The following is a 15,698-nucleotide window of genomic DNA, read 5'->3' on the forward strand; positions in this document are numbered from 1 at the left end:
AACTTGACTATACACAACGGTCCCGATCGCATGATTCTAAGCGATTTTTGAATTTTTTTAGATGGGTTTAATTGTTGCCGAGTTCTTTAGCTGCGGATTGAAAAAAGTCTGTTTTGTAATATTCTATTTTATCCTTTCTCTTCATAAAAAATTACGGCTGAAGAACCGCTGAACAAACCTTGGCATTTATATTTATCCGTAAATAGACAATTGTCAACCGGATATTTATTAATTTTACTTTGCGTTTGACCTATTTTTTGAATTTCTATTCAGTATGCCGGGGAAAAGCCTGAGACGCCGAGCCTTGGTTGTTAATCGAATAAAAATTCCCTAATGGAATATTTTAGAAATAAAAAATTGTAGATGGTCGTTCCTATCTAATTATGAATTGTTGAAGTGATTTTCAGAACTTATGCGCTTTTTAATAAAATTTTAAAGGGGAATTTCTCTTAAAGGTTGCGAATGAATAAGTTAATAGTTTTTTTCCGATTTCTTTACTCGTCCCGAAAGGGAAAGATTGCGATTGCCATATTCGGATTGGGTCTTTTTTTTCTCGGTGTTTTTCTCATCGCGAAGATCGGTTTCGGCAGAAGATCGATATCTCCTCGGACCGGCCCGATTGTGGAGCTCGTTTACGCATTGGGAACGGTTAAATCCGATCGAATCTATCATATGAAATTCGGTATAGCGTCCGAGATCAAAAAACTATTCATTAAAGAAGGCGATATTTTAAAAGCGGGAACCGAATTAATGGTTTCGGATTCCGGTGCATTATTCCGGGCTCCGTTCGACGGAACGGTGACAACTTTGTCCTATCAAGAAGCGGAGGTTGTCATGCCGGGGATTTCCGTCTTAACGATGATGGATTTGAAGAAGATTTACGTTCTATTGTCCCTGGACCAAGATTCTATGCTTCGTCTTCGAGTGGGTCAGCCTGCCGAATTGAGTTTTGAAACTCTGCGCGGGATGAAATTACACGGTAAGGTAACGAAGGTATATCCTTCCGACGGGCAATTTTTCGTAAGGATTGAAGTGGATTCCATGCCTCAGGGAGTTCTTCCGGAAATGACGGCAGACGTAGCCGTAGAAGTAGATCGAAAATCGAACGTGCTACTAATTCCGATTACCTCCATCGAAAAAGGCAGGATTCAGATAAAGCGAGACGGTAAAACGTTCTGGATACCTGCGAAGGTCGGGGCCGTAGACGGAGAGTGGTGCGAAGTATTGGAAAATTCAATCCTTCCGACGGATATCGTATACATTCAAGAAGGGAGGTGATAGAGACATGCTGTTCTTAGCTATCCGACAATTATTGAGCCGACCGCAGCAGACGTTTTTGACCTTTCTTGGTATCTTATTGGGAACGGCGGCGTACTGTTCGTTTTCAGGAATCATGATCGGGTTTCAAGAGTATATCACCGATCAATTGGTGAATAATGACGCACAAATTCGAATTTCTCCTCGAGACGATGTGCTCAAAGTCGAGACCTTTCAAGGAGTTTTTTTTCCCGAGTCGGTTGCGGTTCGTTGGATTAAGCCTCCTTCCGGTAAAACCGATTCGAACCAATTGACGAACGCAAACGGTTGGTTCTTGAAATTGGACGAGGATGATCGTGTAGAAGCATACGCGCCTCAGTTGAATCAACAGTTGATCTTTAAATTCGGCAAACAAACTCTTCCGGGAAAACTTCAGGGCGTCGATCCCGTTCGGCAGATGAGAGTGACCACGATCGGCAATTATGTTGAACAAGGTAATTTTAGGGACTTAGATCGAGGAGGAGATATGATCTTCGTCGGTTCCGGCTTGTTGGAAAAGCTCGGCGCTAGTCTTGGCGATACAGTTCAAGTCGTAACCGCGCAAGGAAATGTGGTCCATGTAAAGGTCGGCGGAGTGATTCGCGTCGGGAATAAGATGATCGACGATACTGCCGTTTATGCGTCTCTGAGGACCGTCCAACGGATTACTCAGGCAAACGGCGTCGTTTCGGAGATCGCTATCCGACTTAAAGACTTATCTCAGGCTGCGGATGTAGCCACGGAATGGTCTTTCTTTACCAGAGATAAGGTACAAAGCTGGGATCAGGCCTATGAAAATATCCTGGCCGTATTCAATACTCAAAATATAGTCCGAAATACCACCACATTTACGATCATGCTCGTAGTTGCATTCGGAATATATAATATTCTAAACATGGTGGTAAATCAGAAAAAAAGGGAAATTGCGATCTTACGATCTATCGGATTCGACGAAAAGGATACCATCGTGTTATTCGTGATCCAAGGATTGCTTCTCGGATTTTTAGGTGCGATCAGCGGGCTGCTCGTGGGTGCGACTGCCTGTTACTATTTGGACGGATATCCTATCGGAGGCTCTTCTAGTTCGAAAGGTGCGATGATGTCTAGCGTTATGCGAATTTCCTGGAATCCGCTGATCTATATCAAAGCATTCTCGATTGCACAAATCTCCGCGGCAGTAGCTGCATTTATTCCTGCAAGGTCAGCCTCTAAACTTTCGCCTGTGGAAATTATTCGCGGTAGCACATAAGGAAGATCATGAATAATAACGATATTTCGATATTTTGTACGGATTTAAGTAAAAGCTTCGGAGAACCGCCCATCGAGGTCGTGAGTAATATCAATTTCGATCTGAAAAAAGGAGAATTTGTTTCTCTTACGGGGAGATCGGGTTCGGGTAAATCGACTTTGTTGTACATGCTGAGTGGATTGGATCAACCGAGCGGTGGGAAGGTCTTTTTGGATGGGATCGACCTTTTTGGAATGGGAAGCGTAGAATCCCATCGTTTTAGAAACCAGCATATCGGCTTCGTATTTCAGTTTCACTATCTTTTGCCTGAATTGACCGCTATCGAGAACGTTTTGATGCCGGCTAGAAAAACGAATCAACACGGAAAAAAGAAGGAATATGCGCGGGAGTTGTTTCGAGAGTTCGAATTGGAGTCCTGTAGAGATAAATTTCCCTCTCAAATGTCCGGCGGGGAACAGCAGAGAACCGCGATTGCCAGATCATTAATAATGAATCCGAGTTTTCTCTTTGCCGACGAGCCGACGGGAAATTTGGATACGGTTAACGGCGATAAGGCGATGGAAATTTTTAGAAGAATTAATAAAGAAAATAAAACCACCATTTTATACGTAACCCATGATCCGGATTATGCCGCGCTCGCGAATCGACAGATCCACTTAGTGGATGGAAAAGTGGAATCGGATAAATTGCAAAATCAAGTGCCGGTGTGACCGCGAATTCGATGGGGCCCGGTTAAAGAAAAGGAGAGAAGAGAGAATGAAAAAGGAAATCATGATTATTCTTATCGGGATCGGAGTATTTTCGCTTTTAACTTGCCAAGGCTCGATTCGGAGCGGAGCGAAGGAATTCGATTCTCCGACGAAAAAATTCGCCGCTGTCATAGGTAAAACGGCGAAAGAATATTTTAAATCGCCTCGAGAAAAGAAGTCGAAATGGAAAGTCACTCTGTACGGTGTCGAAGGAATTCCAAGCTTCGAGGAATCTTTGGATGATTCCCTCTTGGATCGGCAGTTAAAGTTGATTTACATGCAGAAGCCCGAGTTGCAAGCTTTGGATAAGAAAATTAATCTTTTGGACGGCGGAAGCCTTAAAATCGCTCCGATTCCTCAGCCGCCAGAAACATTACTCACGGCTAATTTAGGAAAAATTTATTTGGATAAAGCTGCGGAGATAGCGACTAAATCGGCAAAATCCAACGGTTTATCTCTCGAATTCTCTACGGAGGATTCCAAGGAAGGTGAACTTCAAATATTAATCTTCCTTCAAAATGATCCGCCGGTTTTTACTAGAGCCGGAATAGAGCCGGATTCGAAAGAAGGACATAGGAGACTCGATGCGTCGATTCGAGTTAGTATGTCCGTGTATGATAAAGAGAAAGGTCCGGGTATCGAATCCTTTCGGTGTCAAAAACGATTTTTAACTAAATATCCGAGCGATTGGTTTATATTGGATTGGTATTTTCCGTCCGGAAAAACTTCTTTCGTAGAAAGTTTATTGGAAAAAGGGATTCCAATAAGAGAAAACATTTCAAAACCTAGTTCAGATTTATTTTCCGTTAGGCGAGCATTGGACGAATGTTGGAAAGAGTTAGCGAAGGAAATTCGTTAATCAGATATTTCCATTTTATCGGAGTTCGGATAGTCGATCATTTAATTTCATCCACTATCCGAACTGAGTTGTTTACTGGAGATTATTATAATCTCCAGTGAGAAGGGCGACCTAGGTTATGGTATCTCGCTCCCGGAACGAAGAAAGGGTTATGGCCTGAGCCGCGAGATCCTTGATTATAAGAATGCAAGTTTTGATTCCCATAATAATTCCCATAACGATACGGATAGTAGGATCGATTGCAAGAATATGCAACGTTTCCATTGCAATTATTCGTGCTTTGGCCGTATGCTTCGTCGTACTGGTTCGGAAAGGTGGCGCATCCGCTCAGGAAAAGTAACATTAATCCGATACCGCTCAGTCGAATTAAAGTCGTAATTAAGGAGAGTTTCATAGGATTTCCTCCCGACTCTGCCTAGTGAGACCTAAACATTCGTGACTTTCTTTCCGAAATGAAAGAAAGTTTTCGGATGTTCGGAAATATATTATAGAGATAATAATCCGAAGAGAACGATTCCGACTCCTCCTAAATTTGCCATTACTCCGATAGCGCCTAACGCCTTTCCGATCATCGGATTCTCGCGGAATTCGTCCTTTATTCCTTGTAACCAGTTTGCCGTATCTTTTAAAGCTAGGAATAAGGAGGAAGCAGCGAGTAGTCCGGCTCCCCAAAAGGCCAGAACAGTGGACAAACCGATATGCTGGAAAGACGCTGCGAGTCCCAATAGGATCGCTGCCTGCATTAACGGGCCGATATGCGCAGCCTGTAAATAGCGGGAAGGAAATTCTTTCGTTTTACGTGCGACTGCGTACGGAAATCCAAACAGACTGCCATATGCTAAATTTAAAATTCCGGAGACTACAAGGATCTTTTCTGGTGGAGACATTCGATATTCCTCTTTTCCGACGTATTTGAATCGACAAATGAGATTTGGTCCATCATTTTACGTTTTTAGGATTTGTTTTAAAGGTTAAACTTACTATTACGCAACGGACTTACTATATGGTTCTATCCCGAAAGCGAATCGCTTTTCAGAATTTCCAGCAGGGCAGAGTAGACTTCCGAAGCTTTATATGGTTTGTCTAAGAATGCTTTAATTCCTTTCATTCGTAAAATTTCTTTTTTTTCTTTTTCGAGATTTCCGGAAGTGATAATTATATTCACTTTCGGATTAAATTGGAGGAGTAGGTCGATTAAAGTTTCTCCACCCATTCCCGGCATTCCTAGGTCCGTTATGATTACGTCGAATTTTTCCGGGGCTTCTTTATAAAAAGCAAGAGCTCCTTCTCCGGTCTTTCTGGTCCAGACATTCGAACCGGCAAGCGTCAATATTTCCTGAAGGACTTCCAGAACCAATTCCTCGTCGTCGACTATTAGAATATTAAGATTTATCTTTTTTGAATTATCCTCTTCTTTTCGAATCGCATCGACGGCCGTTCGAATCGCGGGGAAAAAAAGGGAAAATTTCGTCCCTTTTTCCAGCTCCGATTCGACTTCGATAAATCCCGAGTGTTCCGTTATGATTCCTCTTACGATCGATAATCCGAGTCCTGTTCCACTGTTCCCTTTCGTAGTAAAAAAGGGTTCGAAGATTCTTTCCTTATTTTCAGCCTTCATACCGATACCGGTATCCGTAATGTCGATTTCGATATAATTGTCCGCATTCGCTCCCGGAAATCTAGATCGAAGTATTCTTCCGCTAATGATTCCGCCTCGGACGTAAACATTTCCTCCGCCGGGCATCGCATCCTTGGCATTCAGTATTAGGTTGAGAACGGCTTGATGCAAATGTCCGGAGTCGCCTAAAATAATTCCGTTTAGAGAATGAAAATCGGTTTCCAGATGAATATTTTTAGGAAGGGAAAACCGCATCATATCCGTAACTTCCTTTAGTAAAGGCGCGATTGAAATCGGCTTCATTTCGGTCGAACCTGGGCTCGCGAATAATAGAAGTTGTCTCGTAATCGCCTTCCCGCGTTCGGACGCCTCTATAATTCGATTGGCATGTTTCTTAAGAGCAGGGTCCGATTTACAAATCTGACGAATGACGTCCGCAGTTCCGAGAATCATCGTTAGCAGATTGTTGAAATCATGGGCGATTCCGCCCGCTAACAAACCGATGCTTTCCATTTTCTGAGCTTGTCGAAGGGTGCGCTCCGCCGCAGTTCGTTCTGAAATATCCCTAACGATTCCTTGTAAATGTCCGGAATCCAAGTAACGCGCACTTATTTCAACGGATATTGGTTTCTTATCCTTTCTGATTAATTTGCGTTCCAATATCATGGATTTGCGATCTTGAAGATTGAAGCCTCGTAAAGGAGTGGCAGCGAGATCTTCCGGTTGGATCAAATCCTTTATATTAAGAGTTAGTAATTCTTCTCTGCTATACCCGAGCATTTTGCTTCCACTCGGATTAATTTCCAATAACTTCCCGTCCGTATTGGCGACAAAAATCCCGTCCGACGCATTTTCGACCAAATCCCGATATTTACTCTCGCTCTTACTCCTCCCTTCCTCAAATTTTTGATACTGGATGGCTAAACGCACGAGGTAAGCAGCAAAGAAGATCAGTCGTAAATCGCGATCTTTAGGCTTGTGAACTTTCTTATAGTAGATGGCGAAAGTGCCGAGGACATCGCCTTCCGGAGAATAAATCGGCTGAGACCAGCAAGCTCTCAGCCCGTAATTCATAGTTAAATATTTATAATCTTTCCATAATGGATCCGTATGAATGTCCGTAACGACGACTAATTTTCCCTTAAAAGCGGAAGTTCCGCAGGAGCCGGCCCTAGGACCGATTTTAATTCCTTCTAGAGATTTTATGTACGGCTTCGGAAGACTAGGTGAAATGCCTGTTTCAATGCGATCCCTTTCTTTGTTCAGTAGCATGATTGAAGTCTGCATTTCGGGAGAGAATTTTTCGATCGTCGCAAGTAATTTATTTAATAATGAATGTAACGGAGTCGATCGAGGGAGTTCGTCAAATAAAATTTGCAGTAACGCTTCAGCTCTTTCTCTTTCTTGCACTGCTTTCCTTAATTCGGCGCGACTGGAAAATGCCAGCTTCTCTCTATCTACGTAAGAGGAAATGATAGTTGCCGATAAAAACCCAAGAACAAGGAAAATACTGGCGAAACATACCAGAAGTATCGGAGATGAAATTCCGTTTTGGAATGAATGGCCTAAGTTATGCAGTAAAAATAAAGAAATAACTAGTAAAAAGAAAAGCCCTAGTATTATTCTCACGCTTAGCCGATTCATCGCGAATACAGTAACATAGACGGCGACCCAAGGCAATAGAGATCGTGAAAATTATTGATGAAAGTCCGGATCCGGCGGAGAATCGAGTGATTAGATCGCGCTTAAGTTCCGGGGGATGAATCGCGGAAGCGACGAAATAGCATCGGATCTATCGGTCTACATGGAAAATTGATCTTTCGAGAAAGATGATTCTAAACGAATATTTCCACCGGTATTTCGAATATTTCCGCTAGCTTTCGAGCGAGATTCTTCCCGATCGTCAATTTTCCTTTTTCGATGGAAGTCACGTATTCGATTTCGACTCCCCCTAATTTCTCCGCCAGATCTTTGCGTGAATATCCGTGTATTTTTCGTAAAAACCGAACAACGATTCCCGGCTTCCAGTTTGCCGAGTTACGATTCAATCTAGTCGGATTATTTTCTTCCCATTCGAGCAATTCTTCAGTTTCCATACTAGTTTTCCGTCCTGTCATTGTTAGTATTATTTAACTTGTTTCGGTCGAAAACGTATTACAGATCGGCTACATTCGGATATGAATTCTTCGCTTATGTAAACCGATTTGTTCCGGCCCGTTTATCGTTCGTTCCTAGTCAGAGGATTTGTATCAGAAAAACGTTGATTTAGGAATATTACTCATATCCTTTTTAGCGAAGGAACTCTTCGAAAAAAAATCACTCTTTTTCGTCTGGAACCTGAATCTGGAGTTGGTACAATAAAATGAATTGGTATATTCGAATTGCGATAGTGCTGTTGTTCTTATTGTTTATATCGTGCAATAACAATACGAACAACTTGTACGGAACGGGAAAAAACAATCATAATAAGGATAATAATTGTAAGGAAGCATCCGCATTGTATTTAGCATGCTTAAATGCAAACGGTGGAGCCGCCTACGCAGCAAACTGTAATACGCAATACCTCGTAGTTCTGGGAGCCTGTAGCGGCGGATCCGGTTCAGGCGGCGGAGGTGGGGGCGGGTACTAACCCGCTTTTATTGAATGGAGTTTTTGATTTCAACGCCCCATTCTTTGAGATTCGTAAGAACGAATTGTAGTAGAATTTCCTGATTTTTTCTAGCATCGGTGGCTACGGAAAGGGGAGGGCCGAACTTCATGTGAATCATTCGATTCCTGACCAGGCTACCGATATCCTTTAACAATTTTCCGTTTTGCCAAAAGTCCGTTTTTACGGCAAAGGGGACGACTGGTACTCCGGCTCTTGACGCAAGTTTTACCGCGATCGAATTGAATTCGCTCGGATCGAAGGTCCTCGTTCGAGTACTCTGCGGGAATACGACGATAGAAGTTCCCCCCTTGAGGATAGCAGTTCCTTGCTCCAACACTTTCACAAGATCCTCACGCGGATTCGTACGTCCGACAGCTATCGGATTTCGAGATCGCATGATCGGACCGAAAACTTTTCCGTTCACAAGACTTTCCTTAACAACGTAGGTTATGGGTCGATGGGCCACTAAGAAGTAAGGAAAGACGAACGTCTCCAAGACACTCATATGATTCCCGGCAAACACGACCGGACCTTGAGGAGAGATAACGTGTTCCAGGCCCTCGATTTTAAATTTTCCTTCGCATCCTTCGATTACGTCCAGGATTCTACCGGAGGATTCCAGCCAAACTTCGTCGGTATATTCGTTTTTTAAACATTGCTTCCGGCTGGCAAAAATCTCGCTGAAATATCCGATCAGAAAAGCGAGATCACTGCGAAATAAAACCCGGTCTAAAAGAGATCTCTTACGATCGAGAGGCGTTTCATATCGAATCGTTACCCCTTCTTGTAGTCGGATAGGAGAACCCAGAGTATCCCTATCTAAATGAAAAACCCCGCTGCGAACCGCTTCATCGGGAATGGTTATCGTAGGTTTTTTAATTCTTGGTTCGAGAGAGAGGGTTGGTTTCATTCCTGGTTCGCTCCGGCAACTAACAGCAAAGGAAGTAGCGACGGATAGTATAATTTTCGAGGATTTCTGTGCCAGCATTAATTCCCCGATCTTCTTGTGAGAAAAAACAATAAAAAAATGAGGAGAGAAACCGAACTTTGTTAGATTTTGCTCCTCATTGATACATTCCTGTAGGAGGAAAAGATTTTTAACGGAAAGGCGTTAAATAGGAACGTTCCCGAAAATACCGATCCGCAAACTCTGAAAGACGCTCGGAGTCTTTTAAAGTTAAGTCAACATCGTCCCACCCGTTTCGAATCCTCTGCACCGAATTTTCATCCAAAGAAAATGCAATCTCAGTATCGCCGAATCCGATTTTTCGTTCGTGAAGGTCGATCGTCGCGTTTGCTTTCGGAACAGATTCCACCCATTTTTGTAACAGTGCAATCTCCCGCTCGGATAGTCTCACTAATGCGATCCCGTTTTTCGGACAATTAATGGAGAAAATATCCGCGAACGAAGACGCGACAATCACTCGAATTCCGAAATCGGACAATGCCCAAGGCGCATGTTCTCTACTGGAGCCGCATCCGAAATTCGATCCGGTGAGTAGAATACTCGCCTTGACATAATCAGGTTTATTTAATATGAATTCGCGGTTCTGAATCTCTCCATTCGAATCCAAATATCTCCAATCATGGAAAAGGTGTCGTCCGAAGCCTGTTCGTTCGATTTTCTTCATAAATTGCTTCGGCAGAATCTGGTCCGTATCGATATCTGCCCTATAAAGAGGCGCGATTATTCCCGTATGTTTTGTCCATGTTTTCATATTTCTTTCCACTCCCGAATGTCCGTAAATTTTCCGGTCACAGCCGCACCGACTGCCATCATCGGACTGACAAGATGTGTGCGTCCCCCTCGGCCTTGCCTTCCTTCGAAGTTTCGATTCGATGTGGAAGCACATCGTTCTCCCGATTCCAATACGTCGTCGTTCATCGCCAAGCAAAGGGAGCAACCGGGTTCCCTCCATTCAAAACCAGCCGCTAAGAAAATTTGATCCAGACCTTCGAACTCGGCTTGACGCTTGACTCGACCGGAACCGGGAACTACGATCGCCTTCACGTTAGGATGCACGGTTCTCCCTTTTGCCAAAGTCGCTGCGGCCCTAAGGTCTTCGATTCTGGAATTGGTACAAGATCCGATAAAAACTTTATCGATCCGGATTTCGTCGATTTTCGTTTCGGGAGTTAAACCCATATACTGAATCGCTTTCTCGGCAGTCTCCTTTAGATTCGTTTCCGCAAAGGAATTCGGATTCGGTACTATGTCCGAGATGGAGACCGTTTGAGACGGATTCGTTCCCCAAGTGACTTGCGGCTCAACTTGGGAAACATCCATCTCGACGATTTTGTCGAAGGCCTCCTCCGAATCGGAATAGAGGGTTTTCCAATATTCCAACGCCTGAATGAACGCAGCACCTCTGGGGGAAAAATCCTTTCCATTCAGATATTCGAATGTTATTTCATCCGGAGCGATTAAGCCAGCGCGGGCCCCGGCTTCGATGCTCATATTGCAAAGAGTCATTCTCGCATCCATAGAAAGGTCTTTTATGACTTCTCCGGAATATTCTATAACATAACCTTGTCCGCCGTTCGTTCCTACTGTGCCGATCAAGGTTAGCGCGATATCCTTCGAAGTTATGCCTCTTCTAAGTTTACCGTTCAGTTTTACCAACATTGATTTTGCCTTACTTTGCCTCAAAGTTTGTGTGGCTAAGACATGCTCCACCTCGCTGGTTCCGATACCGAAAGCCAGCGCTCCGAATGCTCCGTGAGTCGCCGTATGAGAATCTCCGCAAACGACTAAGGTTCCGGGTAATGTGAAGCCGAGCTCCGGAGCAAGAACATGAACGATGCCTTGGTCCGGATTCTCCCAGCCGTACAGTTCGATTCCGAACTCTCGGCAGTTTCGTTCGATCGTATCCATTTGAATTCTCGAAACCGAGCCGGCAGCATTCTTATTACTTCTGTCTTTAGTGGAAATATTATGGTCGATCACCGCAAGGGTTAACTTCGGATATTTCACGTTTCTTCTCTTGTTGCGCAACGCTTCGAACGCTTGTGCGGATGTCACTTCGTGCAGCAAATGTCTGTCCACAAAAAGTAAGGCTTCATTTCCTTGTCCGGAAACAATCAGGTGGTGTTCCCAAATTTTATCATATAGGGTTCTGGGGTTCATTTTTTCCTCCCACGTTCGAATAGTATCGATATTCATAATATAATGCAAATAAATATGATTTATTGACAGTATAAGTAAAAGTTATATATGTGCGAGTGAGGTTTTTATGGAATTTAGGCAGATTCGTTATTTCTTGGAAATCGTCAAAATCGGGACCTTTCAACGGGCGGCAGAAGGGCTTGGCTTAACCCAACCCGCCTTATCTAGGCAAATCGCTCTGCTTGAGAGGGAGATCGGAAAACCCCTTATGGAACGAGGTTCGAGAGAGATTAGCCTTACGCACGAAGGGGAGATTTTTCTAGGCTACGCCGATAGAATGAATGCTCTATGGGAAGAACTTAAGGACGGAATGAAAGAACCCGGCAAGGAATTATCGGGAACATTTTCGATCTCGGCGGGAGGTACGGTGTCGGCTTGGATTTTGCCGAAAATACTTAAAAAAATTATGATGGATCATCCGGGACTCGTCTTATCGGTCAGAGAGGGAGACGCGCAGGAAACGAAAGAAGCCCTACTTAGAGGGGAAGTGGATTTAGGTATTCTTACCGGACCTGTCGCGGAACACGGTTTGGTGGAACGGGAATTTCTTTCGGATCGAATCATCCCGGTGGCCTCTAAAGAACACGAGATTTTCAAAAGAAAAAAAATTCGACTAAGCGATCTAAACGAAACTTCGTTCGTTTTTTTTCATCCGGCATCGGCAGTGAGAAGGGCAGTCGAGAAGAAAATTAAAACCTTAGGTAAGAGTTTTAGGCCGCGTATTTCCATGGAACTTCGGAGCGTGGAATCGGTAATAAAATCCCTGGAGGCCGGATTGGGAATCGGATTTCTATCGGAATATTCTCTTAACGATCGCTTGCGAAAGATCGATTTACCGGAATTAGCGGCAGAGAGAAAATTTTTTCTCTGCCATCGTAAATTCATTCGGCCGGGTCTTGCCTTACTGATGGAAGAGATCGCGGCCGCTGCATCCGGTTTTACGACCGAATGATCATAACGAGCAATGAACTCGGTCACTCATTCGAAAAAAGGTCCGTATCATTTGATGCCGGTCTTGGATAAAAAGGCCAATATCGATAATTCGATCGTTTCCTTATCTGTCGAGACGTGCTTGGAAGTGAGAACATGATGTCCTCTTTCAATAGCGACTTTAGAGTTCAGTGGGTTTGGGTGATCTCCTCCGAATTTAGAAAATGCTTCCAGCATTGCTGATACGCTAGCCACTTTATCCTGATGATCCGCATCTTTATAATAATATATTAATAGAGAAGGACTATGGATGTTCGCGAATGTCTCGTTCGACGCAATGAATTTTTTGGCGTTTGAAATATGTTGTACTGACGATAAGTATTGATCTTTGTACCAATACTCGTAATATTTCTCGCCGATTCCGTCCCCTTCGACTCTAGGAGGAGACTTTCTGATTTTTCCGTTGATCATTTCCGCCAGAGAAGTGCCGCCGGGGAAATAAAACAATTTGGCGATCGGCGTCTTAAAATCGAAGAATGGGGATAATAAGATCAGCGCGTGAATTTTATCGGGGTACTTGGACGCTAGGTAGGTCGATATCAATCCCCCCATGCTGGTTCCGACCAATACGATCTTATCACCCAGCTTATCCATCATCAGCAGACTCTCTTCGGCAGTTGTCAGATAGTCGCTAAAATCAGTATCTCTATGGTCTTCGTTGTTCGTCCCGTGGCCCGGCAAGCGAAGATAGTAAATATTGGCCTTGAGCTTTGCCGCTATTTTGTCCATCGATTCCTCTCCTTCCGCGCGAGAAGCTCCGAATCCATGGACATATAGAATTGCCACTGGCGTTTTCCCTTGGGAGAAGCGAACTAGTTTTTCCTCGTTGCCGACACGACCGCCCTTGGTTTTGGTTTCTGCCAATTTGGTTCGATAGTAGGTATCGAAATCGGCGGGTAGAGCATGCTCTTTATACTGGTAAGAGGGAAGAGTCGCGTAATAAATACCGGTATATGCGGCCACGATTATGAAAACGGAGGCCAAGGAAAATTTAATCGAACGTTTCAAAGTTTCTTCCTGGAGAAATATGGTGCACGAAATTTATCTCTATACCTCGCTAAGGCAAGCGTTTTGCATCGGACTATTTGCCAATTATGATTCAGAAATGTCGAGTAAGCGAACCTAGCCAAGTACCGAAGGCGGCAGCGAGAATGCAAAGGGTAAAACTTCCGAAAGAATACAGGAAAAATAAAGGGATTTGATTTGCCCGCAATAGCGCTAAAGATTCGTGGCTAAACGTCGAGAAAGTGGTGAATCCGCCGCAAAATCCCGATGCCAATAATATTCGCGCTTCGGGAGAAACGAAATTTCCCCGTTCGGAGATTGCATATATCAATCCGATTAAAACGCTGCCTATAATGTTTACGATGAATGTTCCGGTTGGAAACGTCGCGGCTCCGTGCCTTATCGCACTTATCTGAATTGTATAACGTAAAACGCTTCCGACTGCGCCGCCAATCGCAACTAGAAAGTATGATAGGAACATTTTAAGGAAACTACAGACGAGGACAAATCCGAAAAGAACTTTTTGTCAGATAAAATGCATGATCCTACATCCACATTTGAACGGACGCATTCAATGCGGATATAGGATAGCGGGGACGAGAATGTCAATAGGCTAGAGTAAATCTCTTTCCGGTATGCTTAGGAGATTCTATCTCGTCCAAAAGAGCTAACGCATAATCTTCTGCTGAGATTTTACTATTCCCTTCTGCATCCAGTACTAGCTGATCTCCCCCCAATCGATATTTTCCTGTTCGTTCGCCCGGGGCTATCATAGCCGCAGGACTTAGGTACGTCCAATGATTGGAGGAGGAATTTTGGAAAACACGTAGAGCTTCTCTGTGGGCCAGCGCCGCCGATTTATACGCTTCCGGGAACGTCGGAGTATCGACTAATTGTAAATTAGGAGCGATTTCCAGACTTCCCGCTCCCCCGACAAAGTAAAATAGCTTATTACCGGAGTTTGATGTTCCCTCTAAGATGGATTGGGCCGCTTCGCTTAACGTTGATGGATTTCCGCCTTTGTCCGGTCCGATAGCGCTGATAATGACGTCGGCATACTTGGCGAAGGTTTCCACTGATTTAGAATCCAGAATATTACCCGACTGCTTTGATAGTTTCGGATGCTCCAATTTTAGAGCCGAAGGATTTCGAGAAACTGCGATCACTTCATGACCTCTGGAAAGCGCTTCGCCAACTATTCTTTGGCCGATCATCCCTGTGGCGCCGTACACGATTATTTTCATTCGTTCCCTCCGAAAGAAATTAGAACCTTTTAGCCACAATTACTTGTAATATTATTTATTACAAGTAATTTCACAGGATTTAGGAGAGGGGATCCGCAAATCGATTTTATAAAATCAGTTTTTTTCCCGTATGAATCCGTTATCCGGATAAATCGACATAAGGATCTATCATCGAGCGATATTAACGGAGGTATTTAGTTTAGGAGATTCTGTCTTCCTGCACAAAATTTAGAGGAGCAGACTGATTTAGATTTTAAGTCGAATTGAAGTTCGGGCGAGCGGAATCTCAGGCTCGTTTTTTACTTTCATCTTCTATATTGAGGAGAACGTCCGCTAAGGAAAAGTCATTCAATTTATCTTCTAAAGCTTTCTGGGCTTCTTGGAAAATCCCGACCAGAGCTCCTTGAATTTTTTTTCCTACAGGGCATTTTGGATTAGCGTGGGCATGGATGGAAAATAATTCTTCAGTCGATTCGACCGCCTTATACACTTCCAAAAGACGGATTTCCGCGGGAGTCTTAGCTAAGCTCGCGCCGGGAACGCCCTGACGTGTAACAACCAAGCCTGCCTTTTTTAGTTTTCCTAGGATTCCGCGCACGACGACCGGATTCGTTCCGATGCTGCTCGCCATTAATTGAGAAGTGAGTTCTCCCGAATTCTCCAACTCTATCAGTGATAAGACATGGATTGCGATGGAATATCTGCTTGGAATGGACATAGAACCGATTGCCTAATAGAAAGCCTGGCTTAAAACACTCAGAAAGCAAGGAGAATTTTAGCATAAAAAGGGAGCCGAATAGACGCAGTTCGCATTATCTCTTTTTACCGGGAAAACTTTCATTTTGGATTTGCAAAGATAAGATAGGAAAAAT

At 43.8% G+C, this 15,698-nt stretch carries 17 protein-coding genes; 6 read left to right on the plus strand and 11 right to left on the minus strand.

The window, feature by feature from the left end; translation table 11 throughout:
* Nucleotides 1-462: 462 nt before the first annotated feature.
* Genes LEP1GSC058_RS04790 through LEP1GSC058_RS04805 form a run of 4 tightly spaced genes read left to right on the plus strand, consistent with a single transcriptional unit; the run spans nt 463 to nt 4,153 of the window.
* Nucleotides 463-1,278: an efflux RND transporter periplasmic adaptor subunit gene (locus tag LEP1GSC058_RS04790; RefSeq protein ID WP_016548488.1), complete on the plus strand. Its 816-nt coding sequence runs from the start codon at nt 463-465 to the stop codon at nt 1,276-1,278.
* A gap of 7 nt (nt 1,279-1,285) precedes the next feature.
* Nucleotides 1,286-2,545, plus strand: a complete 1,260-nt coding sequence (locus LEP1GSC058_RS04795) for an ABC transporter permease (RefSeq protein ID WP_016548563.1) — start codon at nt 1,286-1,288, stop codon at nt 2,543-2,545.
* A gap of 8 nt (nt 2,546-2,553) precedes the next feature.
* Nucleotides 2,554-3,255, plus strand: coding sequence for an ABC transporter ATP-binding protein (locus tag LEP1GSC058_RS04800; protein ID WP_016548480.1), 702 nt, complete (start codon nt 2,554-2,556; stop codon nt 3,253-3,255).
* 46 nt (nt 3,256-3,301) lie between these two features.
* On the plus strand, nt 3,302-4,153 hold the full coding sequence (locus tag LEP1GSC058_RS04805) for a hypothetical protein (RefSeq protein ID WP_016548464.1): 852 nt from the start codon (nt 3,302-3,304) through the stop codon (nt 4,151-4,153).
* An 85-nt stretch (nt 4,154-4,238) separates the two neighbouring features.
* On the opposite strand, the gene LEP1GSC058_RS04810 is transcribed toward LEP1GSC058_RS04805, so the two are convergent.
* From LEP1GSC058_RS04810 to LEP1GSC058_RS04825, 4 genes are all read right to left on the minus strand, one after another.
* On the minus strand, nt 4,239-4,547 hold the full coding sequence (locus LEP1GSC058_RS04810) for a hypothetical protein (protein ID WP_016548373.1): 309 nt from the start codon (nt 4,545-4,547) through the stop codon (nt 4,239-4,241).
* A gap of 91 nt (nt 4,548-4,638) precedes the next feature.
* Nucleotides 4,639-5,040: a hypothetical protein gene (locus LEP1GSC058_RS04815; protein WP_016548438.1), complete on the minus strand. Its 402-nt coding sequence runs from the start codon at nt 5,038-5,040 to the stop codon at nt 4,639-4,641.
* A gap of 122 nt (nt 5,041-5,162) precedes the next feature.
* The gene (locus tag LEP1GSC058_RS04820; protein ID WP_232224619.1) at nt 5,163-7,415 is read right to left on the minus strand and encodes a hybrid sensor histidine kinase/response regulator; all 2,253 of its coding nucleotides are present in this window, start codon (nt 7,413-7,415) and stop codon (nt 5,163-5,165) included.
* Nucleotides 7,416-7,606: 191 nt separating this feature from the next.
* On the minus strand, nt 7,607-7,867 hold the full coding sequence (locus LEP1GSC058_RS04825) for a helix-turn-helix transcriptional regulator (protein ID WP_016548352.1): 261 nt from the start codon (nt 7,865-7,867) through the stop codon (nt 7,607-7,609).
* Nucleotides 7,868-8,133: 266 nt separating this feature from the next.
* Here LEP1GSC058_RS04825 and LEP1GSC058_RS04830 point away from each other — a divergent pair, with 266 nt between their 5' ends.
* On the plus strand, nt 8,134-8,400 hold the full coding sequence (locus LEP1GSC058_RS04830) for a hypothetical protein (RefSeq protein ID WP_039948029.1): 267 nt from the start codon (nt 8,134-8,136) through the stop codon (nt 8,398-8,400).
* 7 nt (nt 8,401-8,407) lie between these two features.
* On the opposite strand, the gene LEP1GSC058_RS04835 is transcribed toward LEP1GSC058_RS04830, so the two are convergent.
* From LEP1GSC058_RS04835 to leuC, 3 genes are all read right to left on the minus strand, one after another.
* Nucleotides 8,408-9,331: a lysophospholipid acyltransferase family protein gene (locus LEP1GSC058_RS04835; RefSeq protein ID WP_016548686.1), complete on the minus strand. Its 924-nt coding sequence runs from the start codon at nt 9,329-9,331 to the stop codon at nt 8,408-8,410.
* Nucleotides 9,332-9,518: 187 nt separating this feature from the next.
* Nucleotides 9,519-10,139, minus strand: coding sequence for a 3-isopropylmalate dehydratase small subunit (gene leuD, locus LEP1GSC058_RS04840; RefSeq protein ID WP_016548350.1), 621 nt, complete (start codon nt 10,137-10,139; stop codon nt 9,519-9,521).
* A complete protein-coding gene (gene leuC / locus LEP1GSC058_RS04845) occupies nt 10,136-11,548 on the minus strand; it encodes a 3-isopropylmalate dehydratase large subunit (protein WP_016548414.1) in 1,413 nt (470 codons plus the stop codon). Before leuC ends, leuD begins: the two co-directional genes overlap by 4 nt.
* A gap of 106 nt (nt 11,549-11,654) precedes the next feature.
* Here leuC and LEP1GSC058_RS04850 point away from each other — a divergent pair, with 106 nt between their 5' ends.
* Nucleotides 11,655-12,539 (plus strand): LysR family transcriptional regulator, encoded by an 885-nt coding sequence (locus tag LEP1GSC058_RS04850; protein ID WP_016548510.1) that lies wholly within the window; start codon nt 11,655-11,657, stop codon nt 12,537-12,539.
* Between the two features lie 47 nt (nt 12,540-12,586).
* Here LEP1GSC058_RS04850 and LEP1GSC058_RS04855 read toward each other — a convergent pair whose 3' ends face one another.
* From LEP1GSC058_RS04855 to LEP1GSC058_RS04870, 4 genes are all read right to left on the minus strand, one after another.
* Nucleotides 12,587-13,585: an alpha/beta hydrolase gene (locus tag LEP1GSC058_RS04855; protein ID WP_016548449.1), complete on the minus strand. Its 999-nt coding sequence runs from the start codon at nt 13,583-13,585 to the stop codon at nt 12,587-12,589.
* 91 nt (nt 13,586-13,676) lie between these two features.
* Complete coding sequence (gene crcB, locus LEP1GSC058_RS04860) at nt 13,677-14,063, minus strand: fluoride efflux transporter CrcB (protein ID WP_016548582.1); 387 nt, start codon at nt 14,061-14,063, stop codon at nt 13,677-13,679.
* A gap of 124 nt (nt 14,064-14,187) precedes the next feature.
* Entirely contained in the window at nt 14,188-14,826 is a 639-nt protein-coding gene (locus LEP1GSC058_RS04865; protein WP_016548316.1) for an NAD(P)-dependent oxidoreductase, read from the minus strand.
* A gap of 286 nt (nt 14,827-15,112) precedes the next feature.
* The gene (locus tag LEP1GSC058_RS04870) at nt 15,113-15,544 is read right to left on the minus strand and encodes an Rrf2 family transcriptional regulator (RefSeq protein WP_016548420.1); all 432 of its coding nucleotides are present in this window, start codon (nt 15,542-15,544) and stop codon (nt 15,113-15,115) included.
* Nucleotides 15,545-15,698: the final 154 nt, after the last annotated feature.

Origin of the sequence: Leptospira fainei serovar Hurstbridge str. BUT 6, from assembly GCF_000306235.2 — a bacterium.
Lineage (GTDB): Bacteria > Spirochaetota > Leptospiria > Leptospirales > Leptospiraceae > Leptospira_B > Leptospira_B fainei.

Coding starts and splice junctions, on each gene's coding strand:
- LEP1GSC058_RS04790 (WP_016548488.1), top strand. CDS start 463: ATGAATAAGTTAATAGTTTTTTTCCGATTTCTTTACTCGTCCCGAAAG.
- LEP1GSC058_RS04795 (WP_016548563.1), top strand. CDS start 1,286: ATGCTGTTCTTAGCTATCCGACAATTATTGAGCCGACCGCAGCAGACG.
- LEP1GSC058_RS04800 (WP_016548480.1), top strand. CDS start 2,554: ATGAATAATAACGATATTTCGATATTTTGTACGGATTTAAGTAAAAGC.
- LEP1GSC058_RS04805 (WP_016548464.1), top strand. CDS start 3,302: ATGAAAAAGGAAATCATGATTATTCTTATCGGGATCGGAGTATTTTCG.
- LEP1GSC058_RS04810 (WP_016548373.1), bottom strand. CDS start 4,547: ATGAAACTCTCCTTAATTACGACTTTAATTCGACTGAGCGGTATCGGA.
- LEP1GSC058_RS04815 (WP_016548438.1), bottom strand. CDS start 5,040: ATGTCTCCACCAGAAAAGATCCTTGTAGTCTCCGGAATTTTAAATTTA.
- LEP1GSC058_RS04820 (WP_232224619.1), bottom strand. CDS start 7,415: ATGAATCGGCTAAGCGTGAGAATAATACTAGGGCTTTTCTTTTTACTA.
- LEP1GSC058_RS04825 (WP_016548352.1), bottom strand. CDS start 7,867: ATGGAAACTGAAGAATTGCTCGAATGGGAAGAAAATAATCCGACTAGA.
- LEP1GSC058_RS04830 (WP_039948029.1), top strand. CDS start 8,134: ATGAATTGGTATATTCGAATTGCGATAGTGCTGTTGTTCTTATTGTTT.
- LEP1GSC058_RS04835 (WP_016548686.1), bottom strand. CDS start 9,331: ATGAAACCAACCCTCTCTCTCGAACCAAGAATTAAAAAACCTACGATA.
- leuD (WP_016548350.1), bottom strand. CDS start 10,139: ATGAAAACATGGACAAAACATACGGGAATAATCGCGCCTCTTTATAGG.
- leuC (WP_016548414.1), bottom strand. CDS start 11,548: ATGAACCCCAGAACCCTATATGATAAAATTTGGGAACACCACCTGATT.
- LEP1GSC058_RS04850 (WP_016548510.1), top strand. CDS start 11,655: ATGGAATTTAGGCAGATTCGTTATTTCTTGGAAATCGTCAAAATCGGG.
- crcB (WP_016548582.1), bottom strand. CDS start 14,063: ATGTTCCTATCATACTTTCTAGTTGCGATTGGCGGCGCAGTCGGAAGC.
- LEP1GSC058_RS04865 (WP_016548316.1), bottom strand. CDS start 14,826: ATGAAAATAATCGTGTACGGCGCCACAGGGATGATCGGCCAAAGAATA.
- LEP1GSC058_RS04870 (WP_016548420.1), bottom strand. CDS start 15,544: ATGTCCATTCCAAGCAGATATTCCATCGCAATCCATGTCTTATCACTG.